16 protein-coding genes are annotated in these 17890 nt (G+C 72.5%); 13 read left to right on the top strand and 3 right to left on the bottom strand.

Annotation, left to right across the window (positions count from 1 at the left end; all coding sequences use genetic code 11):
• The first annotated feature begins 104 nt into the window (after positions 1-104).
• From ACIQM4_RS31690 to ACIQM4_RS31660, 7 genes are all read left to right on the top strand, one after another.
• On the top strand, positions 105-1205 hold the full coding sequence (locus ACIQM4_RS31690) for a LacI family DNA-binding transcriptional regulator (RefSeq protein WP_401598606.1): 1101 nt from the start codon (positions 105-107) through the stop codon (positions 1203-1205).
• Entirely contained in the window at positions 1202-2785 is a 1584-nt protein-coding gene (locus ACIQM4_RS31685) for an FAD-dependent oxidoreductase (RefSeq protein ID WP_401598604.1), read from the top strand. The genes ACIQM4_RS31690 and ACIQM4_RS31685 overlap by 4 nt, the downstream gene beginning before the upstream one ends.
• A gap of 118 nt (positions 2786-2903) precedes the next feature.
• Entirely contained in the window at positions 2904-5033 is a 2130-nt protein-coding gene (locus ACIQM4_RS31680) for a hydantoinase/oxoprolinase family protein (protein WP_401598602.1), read from the top strand.
• Entirely contained in the window at positions 5030-5710 is a 681-nt protein-coding gene (locus ACIQM4_RS31675; RefSeq protein ID WP_401598600.1) for a hypothetical protein, read from the top strand. The genes ACIQM4_RS31680 and ACIQM4_RS31675 overlap by 4 nt, the downstream gene beginning before the upstream one ends.
• Positions 5711-5714: 4 nt before the next feature.
• A complete protein-coding gene (locus tag ACIQM4_RS31670; RefSeq protein ID WP_401598598.1) occupies positions 5715-6992 on the top strand; it encodes a transporter in 1278 nt (425 codons plus the stop codon).
• A 10-nt stretch (positions 6993-7002) separates the two neighbouring features.
• Positions 7003-8043: a twin-arginine translocation signal domain-containing protein gene (locus ACIQM4_RS31665; RefSeq protein ID WP_401598596.1), complete on the top strand. Its 1041-nt coding sequence runs from the start codon at positions 7003-7005 to the stop codon at positions 8041-8043.
• A gap of 244 nt (positions 8044-8287) precedes the next feature.
• Positions 8288-9346, top strand: coding sequence for an acetylxylan esterase (locus tag ACIQM4_RS31660; protein ID WP_401598595.1), 1059 nt, complete (start codon positions 8288-8290; stop codon positions 9344-9346).
• Here ACIQM4_RS31660 and ACIQM4_RS31655 read toward each other — a convergent pair.
• Complete coding sequence (locus ACIQM4_RS31655; RefSeq protein ID WP_401598593.1) at positions 9267-10124, bottom strand: maleylpyruvate isomerase family mycothiol-dependent enzyme; 858 nt, start codon at positions 10122-10124, stop codon at positions 9267-9269. The two genes, ACIQM4_RS31660 and ACIQM4_RS31655, sit on opposite strands and share 80 nt — an antisense overlap.
• Positions 10125-10184: 60 nt before the next feature.
• On the opposite strand from ACIQM4_RS31655, the gene ACIQM4_RS31650 reads away from it, so the two are divergent.
• Both ACIQM4_RS31650 and ACIQM4_RS31645 read left to right on the top strand, forming a co-directional pair.
• Positions 10185-10640, top strand: coding sequence for an STAS domain-containing protein (locus ACIQM4_RS31650; RefSeq protein ID WP_401598591.1), 456 nt, complete (start codon positions 10185-10187; stop codon positions 10638-10640).
• Positions 10637-12844, top strand: a complete 2208-nt coding sequence (locus ACIQM4_RS31645; protein WP_401598590.1) for a SpoIIE family protein phosphatase — start codon at positions 10637-10639, stop codon at positions 12842-12844. Before ACIQM4_RS31650 ends, ACIQM4_RS31645 begins: the two co-directional genes overlap by 4 nt.
• On the opposite strand, the gene ACIQM4_RS31640 is transcribed toward ACIQM4_RS31645, so the two are convergent.
• A complete protein-coding gene (locus tag ACIQM4_RS31640; protein WP_401598588.1) occupies positions 12841-13074 on the bottom strand; it encodes a hypothetical protein in 234 nt (77 codons plus the stop codon). The two genes, ACIQM4_RS31645 and ACIQM4_RS31640, sit on opposite strands and share 4 nt — an antisense overlap.
• A 10-nt stretch (positions 13075-13084) precedes the next feature.
• Here ACIQM4_RS31640 and ACIQM4_RS31635 point away from each other — a divergent pair, with 10 nt between their 5' ends.
• Both ACIQM4_RS31635 and lexA read left to right on the top strand, forming a co-directional pair.
• Positions 13085-13627 (top strand): hypothetical protein, encoded by a 543-nt coding sequence (locus ACIQM4_RS31635; protein ID WP_401598586.1) that lies wholly within the window; start codon positions 13085-13087, stop codon positions 13625-13627.
• Between the two features lie 156 nt (positions 13628-13783).
• Positions 13784-14470, top strand: a complete 687-nt coding sequence (gene lexA / locus ACIQM4_RS31630) for a transcriptional repressor LexA (RefSeq protein ID WP_401598584.1) — start codon at positions 13784-13786, stop codon at positions 14468-14470.
• Positions 14471-14506: 36 nt separating this feature from the next.
• Here the strand turns inward: lexA and ACIQM4_RS31625 are convergent, their stop codons facing one another.
• Positions 14507-15391: a M12 family metallo-peptidase gene (locus ACIQM4_RS31625; RefSeq protein WP_401598582.1), complete on the bottom strand. Its 885-nt coding sequence runs from the start codon at positions 15389-15391 to the stop codon at positions 14507-14509.
• A 424-nt stretch (positions 15392-15815) separates the two neighbouring features.
• Between ACIQM4_RS31625 and ACIQM4_RS31620 the strand changes: the two genes are divergently transcribed.
• Together ACIQM4_RS31620 and ACIQM4_RS31615 are read left to right on the top strand one after the other, a co-directional pair.
• Positions 15816-16877, top strand: coding sequence for a chaplin family protein (locus ACIQM4_RS31620; protein WP_401598580.1), 1062 nt, complete (start codon positions 15816-15818; stop codon positions 16875-16877).
• Positions 16878-17322: 445 nt separating this feature from the next.
• Complete coding sequence (locus tag ACIQM4_RS31615) at positions 17323-17838, top strand: transglycosylase SLT domain-containing protein (protein ID WP_401598578.1); 516 nt, start codon at positions 17323-17325, stop codon at positions 17836-17838.
• Positions 17839-17890: the final 52 nt, after the last annotated feature.

The raw sequence follows: 17890 nt of genomic DNA, 5'->3' as shown, positions 1-17890 counted from the left end.
CGGGAGGAAAGTTCTGCGCGAACCCTTGACCGGTGCGCCCCGCAGCTCCAAAGTAGCGGACTAATGCGCATTACTAATGCGCATTAACGCAGAAGGAGTCAACGGTGGAACACCCCGAAGCGACGCCCCGGCGGGGCCGGCCCGTGGCGCGTCGTGGCCGTGCGGCCAGGCCGCGGCAGGCCGAAGTGGCCAGGCTGGCAGGCGTTTCGCAGGCGACCGTGTCCCTCGTCCTGGCGAAGAAGGCGAGTGTCGCGATCTCGGACGAGACCCGTCGCAAGGTCATGGACGCGGCGCGTGAGCTCGGCTACGTCCCCGACCCGGCCGCCAGCCGCCTCGCCGCCGCGCGCAACAACCTGCTGGGCGTCTTCAGTTTCACGGCGACCTTCCCGACCGAGGTGCAGCACTCCTACTACCCGTTCCTCGTGGGGGTCGAGCAGGAGGCGGCCTCCCGCGGGTACGACCTGGTGCTGTTCACCGGTTCCAGTCCCGGCGGCGCCGGGGCCGGCGGGCCCGAGGCGCTGGGCCGGGTACGGCTGGCGGACGGCTGTCTCTTCCTCGGCCGGCACATTCCCACCGACCAGCTGAGCCGCTTCGTCGACGAGGGGTTCCCAGCCGTACACCTCGGGCGCCGGGACGAACTGGAGGGCCTCGCCTGGGTGGGTGCGGACTACGTCAGCGCCACCCGTGACGTGGTCGCACACCTGGCCGGGCTGGGACACCGGCGGATCATGCTGGTCCGGGAGGACGACGAGGCGCCCGCCTCCACCGACCGCGAACGCGGATTCCGGGAGGGGCTTGCGGCCTCGGGCCTCACCGGCGAGGTCGTACGGCTGGCGGCGCCGGACCGCGAGCTGACCCCCGCCCGGGTGCGCGCCTGGCACGACAACGGTGTCACCGCCTTCGTGGCGGAGGAGACCGACACCGCAAGCGCCTGGCGCGAACTCGTCGCGGCAGTGCGCGGCGCCGCCCTCGCCGTGCCGGACGAGGTGTCGCTGGCACTGCTCGGCAGCCCCCCGTCGGATCTCGCCGATGACCCGCCCCCCACCGGATTCAACATCCCCAGGCCCGAGTTGGGCGCCGCAGCAGTACGTCTGCTGGCCTCACTCGTCGAGGGCGATCCTGCCCCCGAGCCCCTGGTGGCCTGCACCTTCCGGCCCGGTACCACCTCCGGGCCCGTCCAGCGCACAGCGCAAGGAGTCTTGTGATACCCGAAGCCGACATCCTCATCGTGGGCGGGAGCCTGGGCGGCGTGGCCGCCGCACTCGCCGCCTGCCGGGCCGGCCGTACGGTCCTGCTCACCGAGGAGAGCGACTGGATCGGCGGTCAGCTCACCTCCCAGGCCGTGCCGCCCGACGAGCACCCCTGGGTCGAGCAGTTCGGTACGACCGCCGCGTACCGGACCCTGCGTGAGGGCATTCGTACGCACTACCGGCAGTGGTACCCGATGCGCTCGGAGGCCCTCGCGCTGGACCGGCTCAACCCGGGGGCGGGACGCGTCAGCAAGCTGTGTGCGGAGCCCCGCGCCGCACTCGCCGTACTGGAGGGCATGCTCGCGCCCTACCGGTCGGCCGGGCTGCTGACGCTGCTCACCGGGATCCGCCCGACCGCGGCCGCCACCGAGGGCGACTACGTCAGGAGCGTCACCTTCGACGACGGGCGCACGCTGGGGGCCCGTTACGTCATCGACGCGACCGAGACCGGTGAACTCCTCGAACTCGCCGGTGTGGAACATGCGTTGGGCACGGAGTCCCGCGCGGAGTTCGACGAGCCGCACGCACCGGAGGAGGCCGACCCGGCCAACCAGCAGGGCATCACCGTGTGCTTCGCGCTCTCGTACCACGAGGGTGAGGACCACACCGTCGAGCGCCCCGCGGACTACGACTTCTGGCGCTCCTACCGTCCCGACTTCTGGCCGGGCCCGTTGCTCGGCTTCCAGGCGCCGGACCCGCGTTCGCTCGAACCGGTGGCCCGCACCCTGGTCCCCAACCCGGAGCTCGACCCCCTCGACGTGTCGGCCGACCAGAGCGCCGACGCGGGCGACAAGGAGCTGTGGGGGTTCCGCCGCATCCTGGCCCGCAAGATGCACCGACCGGGCGCCTTCGACTCGGACATCACCCTCGTCAACTGGCCGCTGAACGACTACTGGCTCAAGCCGTACATCGGCCAGGAGGCCGAAGCCTTGCACGAGGCACGGCAGTTGTCGCTGTCCCTGCTGTACTGGCTCCAGACCGAGGCGCCCCGCGAGGACGGCGGCAAGGGCTTCCCCGGGCTGCGCATCCGCCCCGACGTGACCGGCACCGCCGACGGCCTCGCCAAGGCCGCGTACGTGCGGGAGTCCCGCCGCATCAAGGCGGTCACCACCATCACCGAGCACGACGTGGCCATCGACATCGTCGGACCGCGCGGCGGTACCCGCTACCGCGACTCGGTGGGCGTCGGCGGCTACCGGATCGACCTGCACCCGTCCACCGGCGGCGACAACTACATCGACATCGGCTCGGTGCCGTTCGAGATCCCGCTCGGCGCACTCGTGCCGCGCCGGGTCCGCAACCTGCTCCCCGCCTGCAAGAACATCGGCACCACCCACATCACCAACGGCTGCTACCGGCTCCACCCGGTGGAGTGGAACGTCGGCGAGGTCGCCGGCGCACTGGCCGCCCACTGCCTCGACGAAGGCGTCGAGCCGCACCGGGTCCAGGCGGAGGACAAGCGGTTCGCCCAGTTCGCGACCCTGCTGGAGCGCGCCGGGGTGCAGCGCCACTGGCCGGACGTACGGGGTTACTGACCCGGCGCCGACGCCCGCCCGCAGAACCGACCGCGGGAGAACGCCGGGGGGACAGCTCCACCTGTCCCCCCGGCCCGCCCGCGCAGATCGACCCACTCGCACGAGGAGGTGCCCAACCATGACCACCCACCGCATCCGCGTCGGCATCGACGTGGGCGGAACCTTCACCGACGCCGTGGCCGTAGACGCCACGACACTCGCTCTGCTGGGGCAAGTGAAGGTTCCCACCAGCCACCATCACGAGGGCGGAGTCGCCCACGGCATCGTCGAGGCCCTCGACCGGCTGCTACGGCAGACCGGTTGCGCCCCAGACGACGTGGCCTTCCTCGCCCACGGCACGACCCAGGCTACCAACGCCCTGCTGGAGGGCGACGTCGCCACCGTGGGGCTGCTCGGCATCGGCAAGGGGCCGGGCGCGGTGCTGACCCGCAGGCTCGCCTCGCTCGCCAAGCTCGAACTGACCCCGGGCAAACGCCTTCCGCTGGCCTACGCCCATGTGGCCGACCCCGACGACCTCGCCGCCGTACGGCAGGCCGTGGCCCAGGTCGTCGAGCAGGGCGCCCAGGTGCTGGTCGCGAGCGAACCGTTCGCGGTGGACCTCCCCGACGGCGAACTGGCCGTGCTGGAGGCGGCCCGCCCGCACGGGCTGCCGATGACCGCGGCGCACGAGATCACCTCGCTCTACGGTCTGCACAAGCGCACCCGGACCGCCGTGGTGAACGCCGCGATCCTGCCCCGCATGCTCGCCACCGCGGACCTGGTGGACTCCTCCATCACCAAGGCGGGCGTCACCTCGCCGCTGATGGTGATGCGGTGCGACGGCGGCGTGATGTCGCTGGACGAGATGCGCAGGCGGCCACTGCTGACCGTACTGTCCGGGCCGGCCGCGGGTGTCGCGGGCGCGCTGATGCAGGAACGCGTCAGCGAGGGCGTCTTCCTGGAGACCGGCGGCACCTCCACCGACATCAGCGTGGTACGCCGTGGCAAGGTCGCCGTCAGGCACGCGACCATCCTGGGGAAGGGCTCCTACCTCTCGGCGCTCGACGTGCGTACCGTCGGGGTCGGCGGCGGGTCCATGGTCCGCGTGGCGGGCGGCCGGGTCACCGCCGTCGGTCCGCGCAGCGCGCACATCGCGGGACTGCCGTACGCCTGTTTCGCCTCCCTGGACGAACTGCGGGACGCCAGGCTCGCCACGGTGCGTCCGATGGCCGGCGACCCCGAGGACTTCGCGGTGATCGACGCGGCCGGCGGCCGGTTCGCCCTCACCATGACGTGCGCGGCCAACGCCCTCGGCCGGGTGGCCGAGGGCGACTTCGCCCGCTGCGACCCGGAGGCGGCGCGCACCGCGCTGGCACCCCTCGCGCGGGCGCTCGGCACGGACGTCGCCGCAGCGGCCACCCAGGTGCTCGACGCGGGCTGCGCGCAGGTGCGCAGGACCGTGGAGACGATGATCTCGGACTACCGGCTCGACGAGGACACCCTGGTGCTCGTCGGCGGGGGCGGCGGCGCCGCGGCCGTCACTCCGCACCTCGCGGCAGGTACCGGCTTCGAGGGCCGGATCGCCCGGCACAGCGAGGTCATCAGCCCGATCGGTGTGGCACTGGCCCTGGTCCGCGAGCAGATCGAACGGATCGTCCCGGGCGCGGGCGAGGAACAGATCCTCGCGGTGCGCGCGGAGGCCGAGCGCGCCGTCATCGCCCAGGGTGCCGCGCCCGACGGCGTCGAGGTCGAGGTGACCGTCGACCCGCAGACCTCCACGGTCCGCGCCGTCGCCACCGGCGCGACCGAGCTGCGCGCCCAGGACCGGGCGCACCGCGCGGACGACGCCGAACGACTGCGGGCCGCCGCCGCCAGCCTCAAGGCGGACCCCTCCGACGTGCGGGTCCTGGCGGGCACTTCCGCGCACACCGTCTACGGCGCCGAGGTACGCCGACGGCTGCGCGGGGTGCGCCGCCCGGTGCGGGTGGTGGACGCGGACGGCGTCGTACGGCTGCACGCCCCCGATGCCCGGGTCGAGACGACCACGGTCGCCCGAGCGCCCGAACTCCTGGCCCGTCTGGTGCGGGAGGGAACGTCGTACGGCGACGGCGGGGTGCGCGCCCCCGCACTCAGACTGCTCGTCGGATCGAGGATCGCCGACCTCTCCGGGGTCCTGGAGCCGCAGCCGCTGCTCGCCCTGGCCGCCGGTGAACTGCGCACCCGCGGCGCGGACGAACCCGTCGTGGCGGTCGTGGAGGCACGCGGATGAGCGCCGCGGACCTTGAGTCCCTGGACGCGGTGGAGTTCGGCGCCCGTCTCCTGGCCCGCACGCCCACCCACGAGGGGCGTGAGCACGCCCTGCTGCGTCGGTGGGCCGCCGCCGCGACGGAGTTCGGCGAGTCGCTGGGCGAGGTTCCATGCCGGGCGCGCGTGGTGGAGAGCGACGGGGGCCTGCCGCTCGGGCTGCTCGCCCGTTACACCTCACGGCCCAGGCCCACCGTGGAGCTGTTCACCGACACCCTCGCCAGGGCCGAGGCCCTGATCGACGCGAACGGCTGGCGGGACTGGTTCCCCCAAGGCTCCGTGCGCGCCGCCGCGTTGGCCCACGAGGCGGTGCACGAGCAGCTCCACCACGGTCCTGGCAGGGCCGGGTTGCGGCGCGCGCTGCACCACGTGGTGCTGCGCGTGGGCCGCCGTCGCCTCTACGGCCACGTGGCGGGCGCGGAAGAGATCGCCGCCCACGCGTACGCCCGCAAGGTCTGCGGTCTCGGCCGCAGCCCCCTGCTTCTCACCGAAGCCCTCGCCGAGGTGTCCCTGGTGCCCGCTGCGGCATCCCCCGCCGTCGCGAAGGCATCCCCCACCCTCGCCGCGGCAGCCCCCTCGCCCGCCGCGCCCGCCGCGACATCCCCCGCCCTCGCCGCGGCATCCCCCGGAAGAGAGAACTGACGCCATGGGTGTCGTCATCCTGCTCATCATGGCTCTCGGCGTCCTCGCGATGCTGACCCGTAAGGTCCCCACCGCCTTCGCCCTGGTCCTGCTCGCCGTGGCCATCGCCGTGGCCGCAGGCGCGTCCCTCAGCGGCGAGAACAGCGTCCTGGACACCGTCCTCCAGGAAGGGGCGCCCGCCCTCGCCGCGACGATGATCGCGATCATTCTCGGTTCCTGGCTCGGCAAGCTCCTGGACGAGACCGGCATCGCGGGCACCCTCGTCCGCAAGATCGTGGAATTCGGCGGCGACCGCCCGGTGGTCGTCGCGCTCGGTGTGCTGGCCGTCTCCACCCTGGTGGGAACCGTCACCGGTTCCGCGCCCGCCGCCATGCTCGCCGGCATCATCGGTATCCCGGCGATGATCGCCGTCGGTATCCCCAAGGTCACCGCGGGCGGCACGATCCTGATGGGCATCGCCGCCGGGATGCCGTTCGAGCTGCCGATCTGGCAGTTCTTCTCGACCGCGCTGGAACTGCCGATCCCGGTGGTCCGCGGCTTCATGTTCAAGCTGTTCCCGTTCGCGCTGGCGGCCGCGGTCCTCTTCGTCGTCGTCGAGTCCCGGCGGCGCGGTGTCGAGCACGCCTGGTCGGTGCGGGCCCCCGCCGCCCGCCCCTCGCACCGCAGGCGCCTCGGCGACGCACCCTGGTTCGCGCTGCTCACGCCCGTGGTCCCGCTGGCCCTGGCGCTCGGGTTCGAACTGCCCATCATTCCCTCGCTGTTGGCGGGCGTGCTGTACGCGCTCGTCACCACCACCCGCCCAGGCGAGTGGGCCAAGCGGCTGCTGCGTACCCTCTACGGCGGATTCGAGGTCGCGGCCCCGCCGATCGCCCTGTTCGTCGCCATCGGCATGCTGCTCGCCGCCGTGAAGCTGCCGGGCGCGGTCTCCGCGCTGGAGCCCCTGGTGAAGGCGGTCAGCCCGCAGAACCCGGTGCTCTTCGTCCTGGTCTTCACCCTCCTGGTGCCCCTCTGCCTCTACCGGGGCCCGCTCAACGTCTTCGGCCTGGGCGCCGGAATAGCCGGTGTGCTGATCGCCGCGGGCATCTACCCCGCGGTGGCGGTGCTCGGCCTCGCCACCTCGTACAACCAGGTCTTCGGCGTCGCCGACCCCACCAGCACGCAGACCGTGTGGAGCGCCCAGTACGCGGGTGTCAGTCCGCAGCAGGTCATGATCCGCACCCTGCCGTACGTCTGGGCCGTGGCCCTCGCGGGCCTGTGCGTCACCGCCGCCAGCTACCTCTAGGAGTACCGCCATGTCGCAGATCGACCGCCGCAAGTTCCTCCTCGGTGCCGCGGCAGCAGGGGGCGCCCTCACCGTGGGAGGCCTCACCGCGGGCCCCGCACCGGCCGCCGTACCCGCGGGACCGGCCGCACCGGTGCCCGCGGGACCGGCCGCCGTGCCCGCCGGATTCCCGCAGTACAAGTACGTGAAGACGCTGCTGAAGCCCTCGCAGCTCAAGTACAACCCGACCGGCGAGATCATCTTCCCGTGCATCCGGGGCGTGGCGGGCCGCATCGCATCGCCGCTCGGCAGGTACTACCTCTACTACGCACCGCACGACGCCCCGGGCGGCATCTGCCTGGCCTACGGGAACTCGCTGGAGGGCCCGTTCACCGAGTACACGGCCAACCCGATCGTAAAGAACAACTGGAGCCCGCACCACAACGTCAGCCACGTCTCCTCCCCGCACGTCATGTGGAACGAGGACGTCAAGGAACTCTGGCTCTACTACCACGGCGAGAACACCACCACCCGCCTCGCCCGCTCGAAGGACGGCATCAACTTTACTTACGACAAAGGCGTGTTGAGCACGGCCATGCTGCCCGCCGGGACCACCGAGACATCCTACGCACGCGTCTTCCGGCACGACCTCCCCTCGCGGGGCGCCCGCTACGTCATGGTCTTCATGACCAACAACACCAGCAATCACCGTGACATCGGCTGGGGTTGGTCGGCGGACGGCCGTAACTGGTCCTTCGCACAGCAGCCGTTGGTCAGGCACGAGGAGGTCGGGGCGGTCAACATCGGCGGCCCGCACCTCCTGTACCGCAACAACACGACGTACGTCGTCTACAACTCCAACATCGAGAACGGCGGGAACATCCTCATCACCGAGGTCGGCAACGACTTCACCCGCGCCAACCACCTCGGCGTGTTCTACAACTCCCTCGCGGCAGCCCCGGAGAACGGCAGGGCCGCCGCCCCGTCCTTCGGCAGCGACAACGGCGTGCCGTACATGGTCTACGAGGCCGGCGAGCGGCTCGCCGGCGCGATCGCCGTGGCCCGCGGCTGATCCGGCTGCCGGCCGCCGGCCGCCGGTCGCCGGGAGGGGGTGCGCGCCTCGTGCACCCCCTCCCGGCGCGCCGTCCGTCCCCCTGCCGGCGCGCCGTCCGTCCCCCTCCCGGCGCACCGTCCGTCCCCCCTCCCGGCGCACCGTCCCTCCCCCTGCCGGACGGCTACTCCAATGCCGCCGGCCCCACCCACGAGGCCGCGCCACCCCCGCGGCGTCCCGCCCACGAGAAGGCGACGTTCCTCCCATGCCCCTTTTCGATCTTCCGCTCGACGAGCTGCGCACCTACCGCAGCAGCTCGCAGGAGCCGCAGGACTTCGACGCGTTCTGGTCGCGGACACTCGCCGAGGCCCGGACGTACGACCTCGACGCCCGGTTCTCGCCACGGACGGACACCGGGCTCAGCACCGTCGAGACGTACGACGTCACGTTCAGCGGGTTCGGCGGGCACCGGATCAAGGGGTGGTTCGTCGTCCCCGCGCACACCACCGCACCGCTTCCCGTGGTGGTGGAGTTCCTCGGTTACGGCGGCGGGCGCGGGCTGCCGCACTCCCACCTGCTCTGGGCGTCGGCCGGCTACGCGCACTTCGTCATGGACACCAGGGGCCAGGGCAGCGGCTGGGCGGTCGGCGACACATCCGACCCGGTGGGCAGCGCGCCCTCCTACCCGGGCTTCCTCACCCGCGGCATCGAGGACCCGCACGACTTCTACTACCGGCGGCTGTACACCGACGCGGTACGGGCCGTGGAGGCCGCCAGGTCGCACCCGCTCGTCGACGCCGGGCACACCGCGGTCCTGGGCGTCAGCCAGGGCGGCGGCATCTCACTCGCCGTCGGCGCCCTGGTCCCCGACCTGGCGGCCGTACTGGCCGACGTGCCCTTCCTCTGCGACCTGCCACGAGCCGTCGCGCTCGCCGACCGGGTGCCGTACAGCGAGGTCGGCCACTACCTGGCGACGCACCGCGGCCGGGTGCCGCAGGCTTTCCGTACCCTCACCTACTTCGACGGGGTGCACTTCGCCTCCCGCGGGCTGGCGCCCGCTCTCTTCTCCGTCGCCCTGGAGGACCGGACGTGCCCGCCCTCCACGGTGTTCGCCGCCTTCCACGCCTACGCCGGACGGGACAAGAGCATCGAGGTTTACTCCTTTAACGGCCACGAGGGCGGCGGCCGGTTCCAGGAGGCGGTGCAACTGTCCTGGCTCCCGGCCCGGTTCGGCGCTTCGACGGTCAGCTCCGCCAGGGGGGCAGGGCCGGCAGCGGGCCTCCGGGCTCGACGGTCAGCGCCTGGCCGTCGGCCCGTCCGGTGAGCCACCCGAGCACCTCGGCCGCCGGTCCGCTCACCCGCGGTCCAGGGCGGTCGCCGATCACCCGCAGGACGTGGTCCTCGTCGGCGCACAGCACCATGGGCGGGGCATCGGGGTCGTCGCGCAGCTTCCCGGTGGTCGACTCCAGTTCGCGGGCGACGAAGAAGGCGGGCCAGTGGGCCGGGGCGTGTCCCGTGGCCAGATCGGTGTGGTGCACCTCCACCTCGCGCAGCATGCTGCCGACGGCTCCGCGTACCGGCCGCAGGCCACCCCCGAGCCAGCGCACCGGCACCTCCCAGGCGCGATGAGGGTGGTCGGCGGCCGCGGAGAGGAATCGGCGCAGCGAGGTTCCCAGGTCGTCGAGCAGCACCCCGGCGGGGCGCCCTGCGCCCTGCTCGATCTCCCGCTCGCGCTGGTCCTCGTCGGCGTACTGCGGCAGGTCGGCGCCGGTCCTGGCGGCGGCCAGCAGGCGGGAGCGCGAGTCGGCGCTGCGGGCCAGGTGGGTCAGGACGTGGGCGCGGGTCCAGCCGGGCAGCAGGGAGGGGGCGCGCACGTCCCCGTCCGACAGCGCGGCGGCGGTCGAGAGCAGCCGGTCGACGGAGGTACGCAGCAGGGGAAGCAGAGCCGCGGGGCTGTCACGCTGTCCGTCGGGGGCGCTGTCCTGGCCCCCGACGGGTGCGCTGCCCGGCCGGCCGTCAGGTGCTCCGTCCCGGCCTCCGTCCAGGGCGCCGTCGTGCGCTTCGTCGGGCGGACCGGGGTGGGTTTCTTCGTCGTAGGTCATGGGTCTCCGTCCGAGGCAGCGGGGGGGCGGGCTTCGTAGATACGTGCGAATACTTCTACGATGAGGGGCATTGTGCGGCGAACCGGCGGGCAGGAGGCGTGGCGGCAGGTGTTTTCAGTTACGGTCGGGCCGGTGGAGGGTGCTGCGGTGTTCCAGCTTCGCGGAGAACTGGACGTCGAAAGCGTGGTGCAGCTGAACGAGGCGGCCGAGACGGCGCTCGCGGCGCGGCCGGCCCCAGGGCTGGTGGTGGTCGACTGCACCTCTCTCACGTTCTGCGACTCTTCCGGCATCGGCGGTCTCGTCCGGCTCTACCAGCGGCTGTCGGCCGCGGGGGGACAGCTGCGACTGGCGGCCGCGCCCGCCCCGGTGGCCAAGGTCTTCTCGCTGACCGGACTGGACGGCGTGATCCCCGTACACTCCAGCACCGGTCAGGCCATCGCCGCCACCCGGGGGCGGCGCGGCGGGCCGGCTGACGACAGGGCGGAAATCACCGCCCTGCGAGGGGGGACGGGATGACCGGTACGCCAGAACGGCCGACCTCCCTGCACAAGCGTGAGGACGGGGTGCGGCCTGCCGCGGAGGCGGACCTGCGCGCGCTCTTCGGAGAGTCGACCGTCGTGTTCGCGTCGATGTCCGGTCCCGCGCATCTCCTGGAGGCCGCGAGCCCGGTGTTCTTCACCGCCTTCGGCCGTACCGAGGAACGCACCGGGCTGCCGATCGGGCAGCTGCTGCCCGAGCTTGCCGAACAGGGCTTCGTCACGCTCCTCGACCGGGTGTACCGCACCGGCAGGCCCTTCACCGGGCGTAACGCACGGGTGCTGCTGGGCGAGGGCGCGCAGCAGCGCGAGGTGTTCTTCGACTTCACCTACGAGCCCCGTCGCGACGTGGGCGGCAATGTCATGGGCGTGCGGATGATCGGGGTGGAGACCACCCAGGTCCACCACGCCCAGCGGCTGACCGCCGAGCACCGCGCCCTGCTCGAACAGATCGCCCGCCAGGCCCCCCTGCAGGAGGTGCTGGAGGGCATGGCGAAGGCCATCGAGGACCTGTCCCCCGAGGTCCTGGTCTCGGTGCTGCTGGCCGACGCCGACGGACTTCACCTGCGGCACGGCACCGCGCCGAGCCTGCCGGACTTCTACAACGAGGCCATCGACGGCATCGCCACCGGTGACGGCGTCGGCTCCTGCGGCACCGCCGCGCACCGCAGGCAGCGGGTCATCGTCTCCGACATCGCCACCGACCCGTACTGGGACGACTTTCGCGAACTGGCCGTCCGTGCCGGGCTCGCCGCCTGCTGGTCCACGCCCATCCTGGCCCGGGACGGGCAGCTGCTGGGAACCTTCGCGATGTACCACCGCGTGCCCCGCGCCCCCGTCGAGGCCGACCTCGCGCTCGCCGGTGTCTTCGCCGACACTGCGGCGCTGGCCATCGAACGCCACCGTGCCGAGCAGGCCCGGCTGGCCGCCGAGGCGCGGGAGAAGGCAGCCCGCAACGACCTGGCGTTCCTCCTGCGGGCCAGCACGGCGCTGGGCGCGGATCTCGACTACGCCCAGACCCTCCAGCGGCTGGCCGCGCTGTGCGTGCCGGCCCTGGCCCCGCTGTGCGCGGTCGACGCCGTCGAAGGAGGGCGGGTGCGCCGGGTCGCCACCGCAGCCCCGACCGAACACGCGCGGCAGACGCTGGCCGCCTACATACCGGTCTTCGACGCGGACGACGACGCCGTCGCGCGGGTGCTGGCCTCCTCGCTGACGGAGGTCGCCCGCCGCGTGCCCACCGGCCCCGGCCCCTGGCAGGACCTGGGCGTCACCGGCTACCTGTGCGTGCCGCTGACCGACCGCGGGCAGACCTTCGCCACCTTGACCCTGCTGACCACGGGTGACCACGTCTTCGACGGTCATGCCGTGGCCCTGGCCGAGGAACTCGCCCGCCGCGCCGCCACCGCCGCCGGCAACGCCCGCCAGTACACCCAGCGCGCCGCCCTCGCCCGCGACCTCCAGGCCGGTCTGCTGCTGCCCGAACTGCCCGCCCTGCCGGGCGCGGAGCTCGCCACCTACTACCACCCGGCGGGCGAAGGACTGGACATCGGCGGGGACTTCTACGACGTCTTCCCCCTGGCGGACGGCAGTTGGGCCTTCATGCTCGGTGACGTGTGCGGCCGCGGAGCGCTGGCGGCCACCACCACGGCGCTGGTACGCCACACCGCGCGCGCCGTCGCCTCGTTCCTGCCCGGCCCGCAGGCGGTCGTCCAGTCCATCAACCAAGCCCTGATCAAGCGGCACGGCAGCCACGGCACCGGCTTCGTGACGCTCGTCTACGGCCACTTCACACCCACCGGCAGCGGAATCGACATCGAACTCGTCCGCGCCGGCCACACCTTCCCCCTGCACCTCACCGACGCCGGCGCCCGCCCCGTCACCAGCGAGGGCCCGCTCCTCGGCGTCCTGCCGGAGCCCGCCCTGGAATCCTGCCGGGTCGCCCTCGCCCCCGAGGAGAGCCTGGTGCTCTACACCGACGGCATCACCGAGGCCCGCAACAGTGCGGACGTGCTGTTCGACGAGGCCCGTCTGGCCGACGCGCTCACCCCGTCACCGCGCCGGGCCCCGGAGGTCCTGGCCACCCTCACCGCCGCGGTCCGTGCCTTCACCGAAGACCGCGAGGTGGACGACGACCAGGCGGTACTCATCCTGACCGCCACCCCTCCGGACGCGGGTCCCGCCTAGCGTCCGGCTAGGGTGCTGATCTCGTCGACACAGGGGGACTTCGCCATGACCTGCCCGCAGCCGTACGAAGTCCCCTTCCCCCAGCAGCACTTCGGGGCTCCCGCCCCGACGCAGCCGTACGGGTACCCCGGCGGCGGACCGGCGCCGACGCCGCCGGGATGCCCGTCCGGGTGCGAGGTCTGCGGGGCGCAGCCCGCGGCCGGTGTGACCGTACGCTCCCACCAGGGCATGATCGTGATCATGCGTACCGTCACGCGGCGGGCGGTTCTCTGCCGTACCTGCGGTCTCGCCGTCTACCGGCAGATGACCTCCAGCACCCTGATCACCGGCTGGTGGGGGCTGTTCTCGCTGTTCGTCACGCCCTTCGTGGTCCTGGCGAACGTCCTCGGCGCACGCGCCGCGCTGCGACGGCTGCCCGAACCGTACGGAGCGGTGCGCCGGCCGCTCGATCCGGGCCGCAGGGTGCTGCGCCGCGCCCCCGCGATGCTGATCCTGACCCCCGTCGCACTGGTCGCCCTGGCCGTCCCGGTCCTGCTCGCCGTTGGCCTGTTCGCGGGGGACGACGAAACCCCCGCCACGCTGTCCGTCGGGGACTGCGTACGCAACGAGGCCGACTGGCCCGAGCAGCGGCTGACGAAGGTGGACTGCGGTTCCCCGCAGGCGCAGTTCCGGGTGACGGAGGCGGCCTCGTGCGGTCCCGGGGACTACCTTCTGCACGCCGGGTACGCGAGCGACTCCCCCGGCCGCACCGGCTCCTGCGTCACACGGCTGCAAGGGCGCTGACACCTGCGCGCGGCCGGCCCAGGACACCGCGGCGCCGGACTCCCGCGCCCGGCGGCGGGGATGAGCCGTCGCGTACGGCAAGGGGGACGCGCGTTCCCATTCGGTCCGAGGTCGGGGTACGGTCGACCCACCTGGAGATCACAAACGGGGAGTTTCATGCGCACGACGACCACCGCGACCAACGCCGGGCCCGGGCGGCCCGTCGGCAGCCGCAACCGTGCCGACGGGCTCACCGACCGTCAGTCCGCGATCGTCGCCGCGATCCGCCGCCACCTCAACGAGCGCGGCTACCCGCCGTCCATCCGGGAGATCGGCCAGATGGTCGGTCTCGCCTCCACCTCGTCGGTGGCCCATCAGCTGACGATGCTGGAGCGCAAGAAGTTCCTGGAGCGCGACCCGTTCCGCCCCCGCGCCTACCGCATCTGCGCCGACCGCGCGGGTACGGCCGACGGCGGCCCTTCGACCCCGGCCGCCGCTTACGTGCCGCTCGTCGGGCGCATCGCCGCCGGAGCGCCCATCCTGGCCGAGCAGGTCGTCGAGGACGTACTGCCGCTGCCCAGGCAACTGGTGGGCGAGGGCGAGCTGTTCATCCTCACGGTGTGCGGGCAGTCCATGATCGGCGCGCACATCATGGACGGCGACCAGGTCGTCATCCGCAGTCAGCCCGACGCCGGCAACGGTGACATCGTGGCCGCCATGATCGACGGCGAGGCCACCGTCAAGCGCTTCAAGCGCGACGGCGACGACATCTGGCTGCTGCCGGAGAACGACGACTTCGCCCCGATCTGGGGCGGCGAAGCGGTCATCCTCGGCAAGGTCACCGCGGTTCTGCGCGCCCTGTAGTCACAGGTAGCGGGCGAGTCACAGGTAGCGGGCGAGTCACCGGTAGCCGGCGACGATCGGCAGGGTCTCGCGCAGGACGCGGGCGTTGTTGCTGCCCTCGTCGCCCAGGCGTTGGCCGCGGTACGTGCGGTCCGGGTTGGAGAACTGGCTGATCCGCCTGCACGAGGGGCCGCAGGTGCCCTGGTACGCCATGATCGTGAAGTACTGCCGGTCAGGAGTGATCCAGCCGGTGTTGTACGGCCGGGTGGTGCTGATCCTCATCCTGCCCTCGGGGTCGGCGTCGATGGTGTCGCGGTCGTGCGCGAGGCCGAGGTTGTGGCCCATCTCGTGGCTCACCGAGTCCAGGTCCACGCCCTGGATGTCGGCGATCGAGTACGCGTACTCGTCGGACGCCCGGTCCAGCGTCGTGGTGTAGTCCGCGGTGCCGCCGCCCCGCTCCGGCTGGTTGACGAGGAGCACCACGAGATCGGCGCCGTACCGGTCGCGTTGGCGGTGCGCCTCCGCGCCCAGGGGGTCGTCCGGGTCCTTGATGTGGTGGTACGCGGAGGAGAACTCGTCGGAGCCGGTGTAGTCGGTGGCCGCGTACGAGCGCAGGAACCGGATCTTCCCGCACACACCGCTGTCCTTGAGCGAGCGGTTCATCCGGGCGGCGATCGTGCGCGAGGTGGCCGGGAGGCGGTGGTCGCCTCCCACGGCCGCGACGGCCTTCGGTGTGTAGATGCCGAGGACGTCGACCGTGGGGCAGCCGGCCAGGTGAGCCGTCCCTGCCGGAGTCCCTGCCGGAGCCCCCGCCGCCGCCCCCGCCCGGCCGGGGCCGCGCACAGGCCCCTCACTCGCGGCGCACGCGGCGAGGGAGCACACCAGGAGCCCCGAGAATGCGGTCGCGGCCGCACGCACCGCCCAGGAACGCGTCATGGTCATGCGCTCTGTCTAACACCGGGTCAGGTGCGGCACCCGCCGGGAGAGCCGTCCGGGCACAGCCCCCGCCACCGCACTCGACGACCACGGCGGCCTGGAGCGGGGATCTCGCGGAATCAGATGAGTTTCCTCAGCGCCGCCGGGTCGTTACGGATAGCGACGGCGGCGTTACGGGGATCTGCAACAGGCTCCAGGGTGCCCGTGGGTCTCCGCGGCACCAGCGTCAACGTGGACTCGGCCCGCCGGACTTGGCGTTCGGCGACCCCCGCATCAACAAGTGGTCCCAGGCCCGGACCCTCGCGTGTCCGGGCCCGCCCGGCCCCCTGAACGCACGCCATGCGTTCAGGGGGCCGGCCGGTCAACGCCTCCTCGTGTGTGGGTGAGCAATCGGCTAGCCCCGCAAGCATGAAAGACAGGGAACGGCGAAGTGCGACAGGTATTGAGCAAGAGCGTGCTGGTGACAGCGGCCGTCTCGGGTGTTATGTCCATGACGAGTGGGCACGCCTACGCGGACGCGGCGGCCGAGGGTTCGGCCTCGAACTCCCCGGGCGTCGTCTCCGGCAACAGCGCACAGGTACCGGTGAACGTCCCGGTGAACCTCTGCGGCAACACGGTCAACGTGATCGGGCTGCTGAACCCCGCGTTCGGCAACAAGTGCGCGAACCCGTCCGGCAGGGGCCCGGGCAAGGTGAGCGGCGCGACGGCGAGGTCGAGGGTGACCAACTCCCCCGGGGTCGTGTCCGGCAACAACGTGCAGGCCCCCGTGCACGTTCCGGTCAACGCCTGCGGCAACACGGTCGACGTGGTGGCCCTGCTGAATCCGGCCTTCGGCAACGAGTGCACCAACGGACCGGGCAAGCACAAGCCGCCGACGGACCAGCCCCCGGCCGGGCCCCCGGCGCACGAACCGCCGGCTCAGGAGCCCCCGGCCCACGAGCCGCCGACAGAGCAGCCGCCCACCCACGAGCCGCCGGTGCACCAGCCGCCCACCGAGGAGCCGCCGGCCCACGAGCCTCCGACGCAGGAGCCTCCGGTACACCAGCCGCCGACCGAGGAGCCCCCGGCCCACGAGCCTCCGACGCAGGAGCCTCCGGTACACCAGCCGCCGGTACACCAGCCTCCGGCCCACGAGCCCCCGGCCCAGCAGCCCCCCACCCAGCAGCCCCCCGCCGAGGAGCCTCCGGCTGCAGAGCCCCCGGCCTCCCAGCCCCCCACCTCGGACAGGCCCACCACCCCGGGCAACCCCACCACCCCGGGCAACCCCTCCGGTGCCACGCCCATCACCCCCGGTAACCCCTCCGGTGCCGAGCCGTCCATGCCGGGCCGCCCCTCCGTTGCCCTGCCCACCACCCCGGGCAACCCGACGGCCACCAAGCCGCACCTGGCCCACACCGGTGCCGGTGAACTCGGTGGCGCCGCGGCCCTGAGTGCCGCACTGCTCGGCGGAGGTCTGCTGCTGACCCGTCGCGGACGCGCCGCCCAGCGCTGACGAAGAGGTACGGGCGGCCCGGTCGCCGCCGCACAGGGCCGGTGGGGGTGTCAGTCGCACAGCGGCCGTCACCCCCGCCGGCCCTCGTTCGCGTACGCCACTCCCGCCGGCCCTCGTTCGCGTACGCCACTCCCGCCGGCCCTCGTTCGCGTACGCCACTCCCATCCGCCTCCAACCCCCTCCACGGCGCCCCAGCTGTGACTCCACACATATGACCCACTGCACAAACTAACGGCGGTAGTAGAACGCGTGAGCCCGTGCGGCCCCACCAGGGGCCTCGGGGGGCGTCATGTTCGGGAGCTCTCCCGACATCGGGTAGTACATCGCATCATTGCGCCCCGCTCCCACCACCGCTAACTCTTGTGACGTCCCCGGACAGCCAGGGACCTGCCGGGCGGATTCGCCCGCAGGATTTAGGACGTACGCATTGGAGTGCTCGACCCGTATGACCACCACGCAGACGCAGACGCAGACCACCACCGGTCGCAACGCCCGCATCCGCAGGTTCACCGTCGCCGGCATTGCCACTGCAGGTGCCGCCGCCGCAACCCTGGCCCTGGCTCCTTCGCCGGCCCAGGCCGCCGCGCCGGCCGTCACCAAGGCCCCCACCGTCAAGACCGCGGTGAACGCCAAGACCTACTCGGACGACCTCGACGGCTGGATCCGTCAGTCGCTGGACATCATGAAGTCCAGGGGGATCCCCGGCAGCTACGAGGGACTGCACCGCAACATCATGCGTGAGTCCTCGGGCAACCCCGCCGCCCAGAACAACACCGACATCAACGCCGTCAACGGCACCCCGTCCAAGGGGCTGCTCCAGGTCATCCAGCCGACCTTCGACGCCTACCACGTGTCCGGCACCTCGCAGAGCCTGACCGACCCCGTCGCCAACATCACCGCGGCTGCCAACTACGCCGCCGACCGGTACGGCTCCATCGACAACGTCGACTCCGCCTACTGATCCGTATGCCGAGGGCCCGCCGGGCCCAGGGGGGCGAGGAAGAGGTGCAGCG

This window comes from Streptomyces sp. NPDC091272, from assembly GCF_044757485.1.
GTDB lineage: Bacteria > Actinomycetota > Actinomycetes > Streptomycetales > Streptomycetaceae > Streptomyces.
The sequence above is the reverse complement of the archived record's forward strand: the minus strand, read 5'-3'. Positions and strand labels throughout refer to the sequence as shown.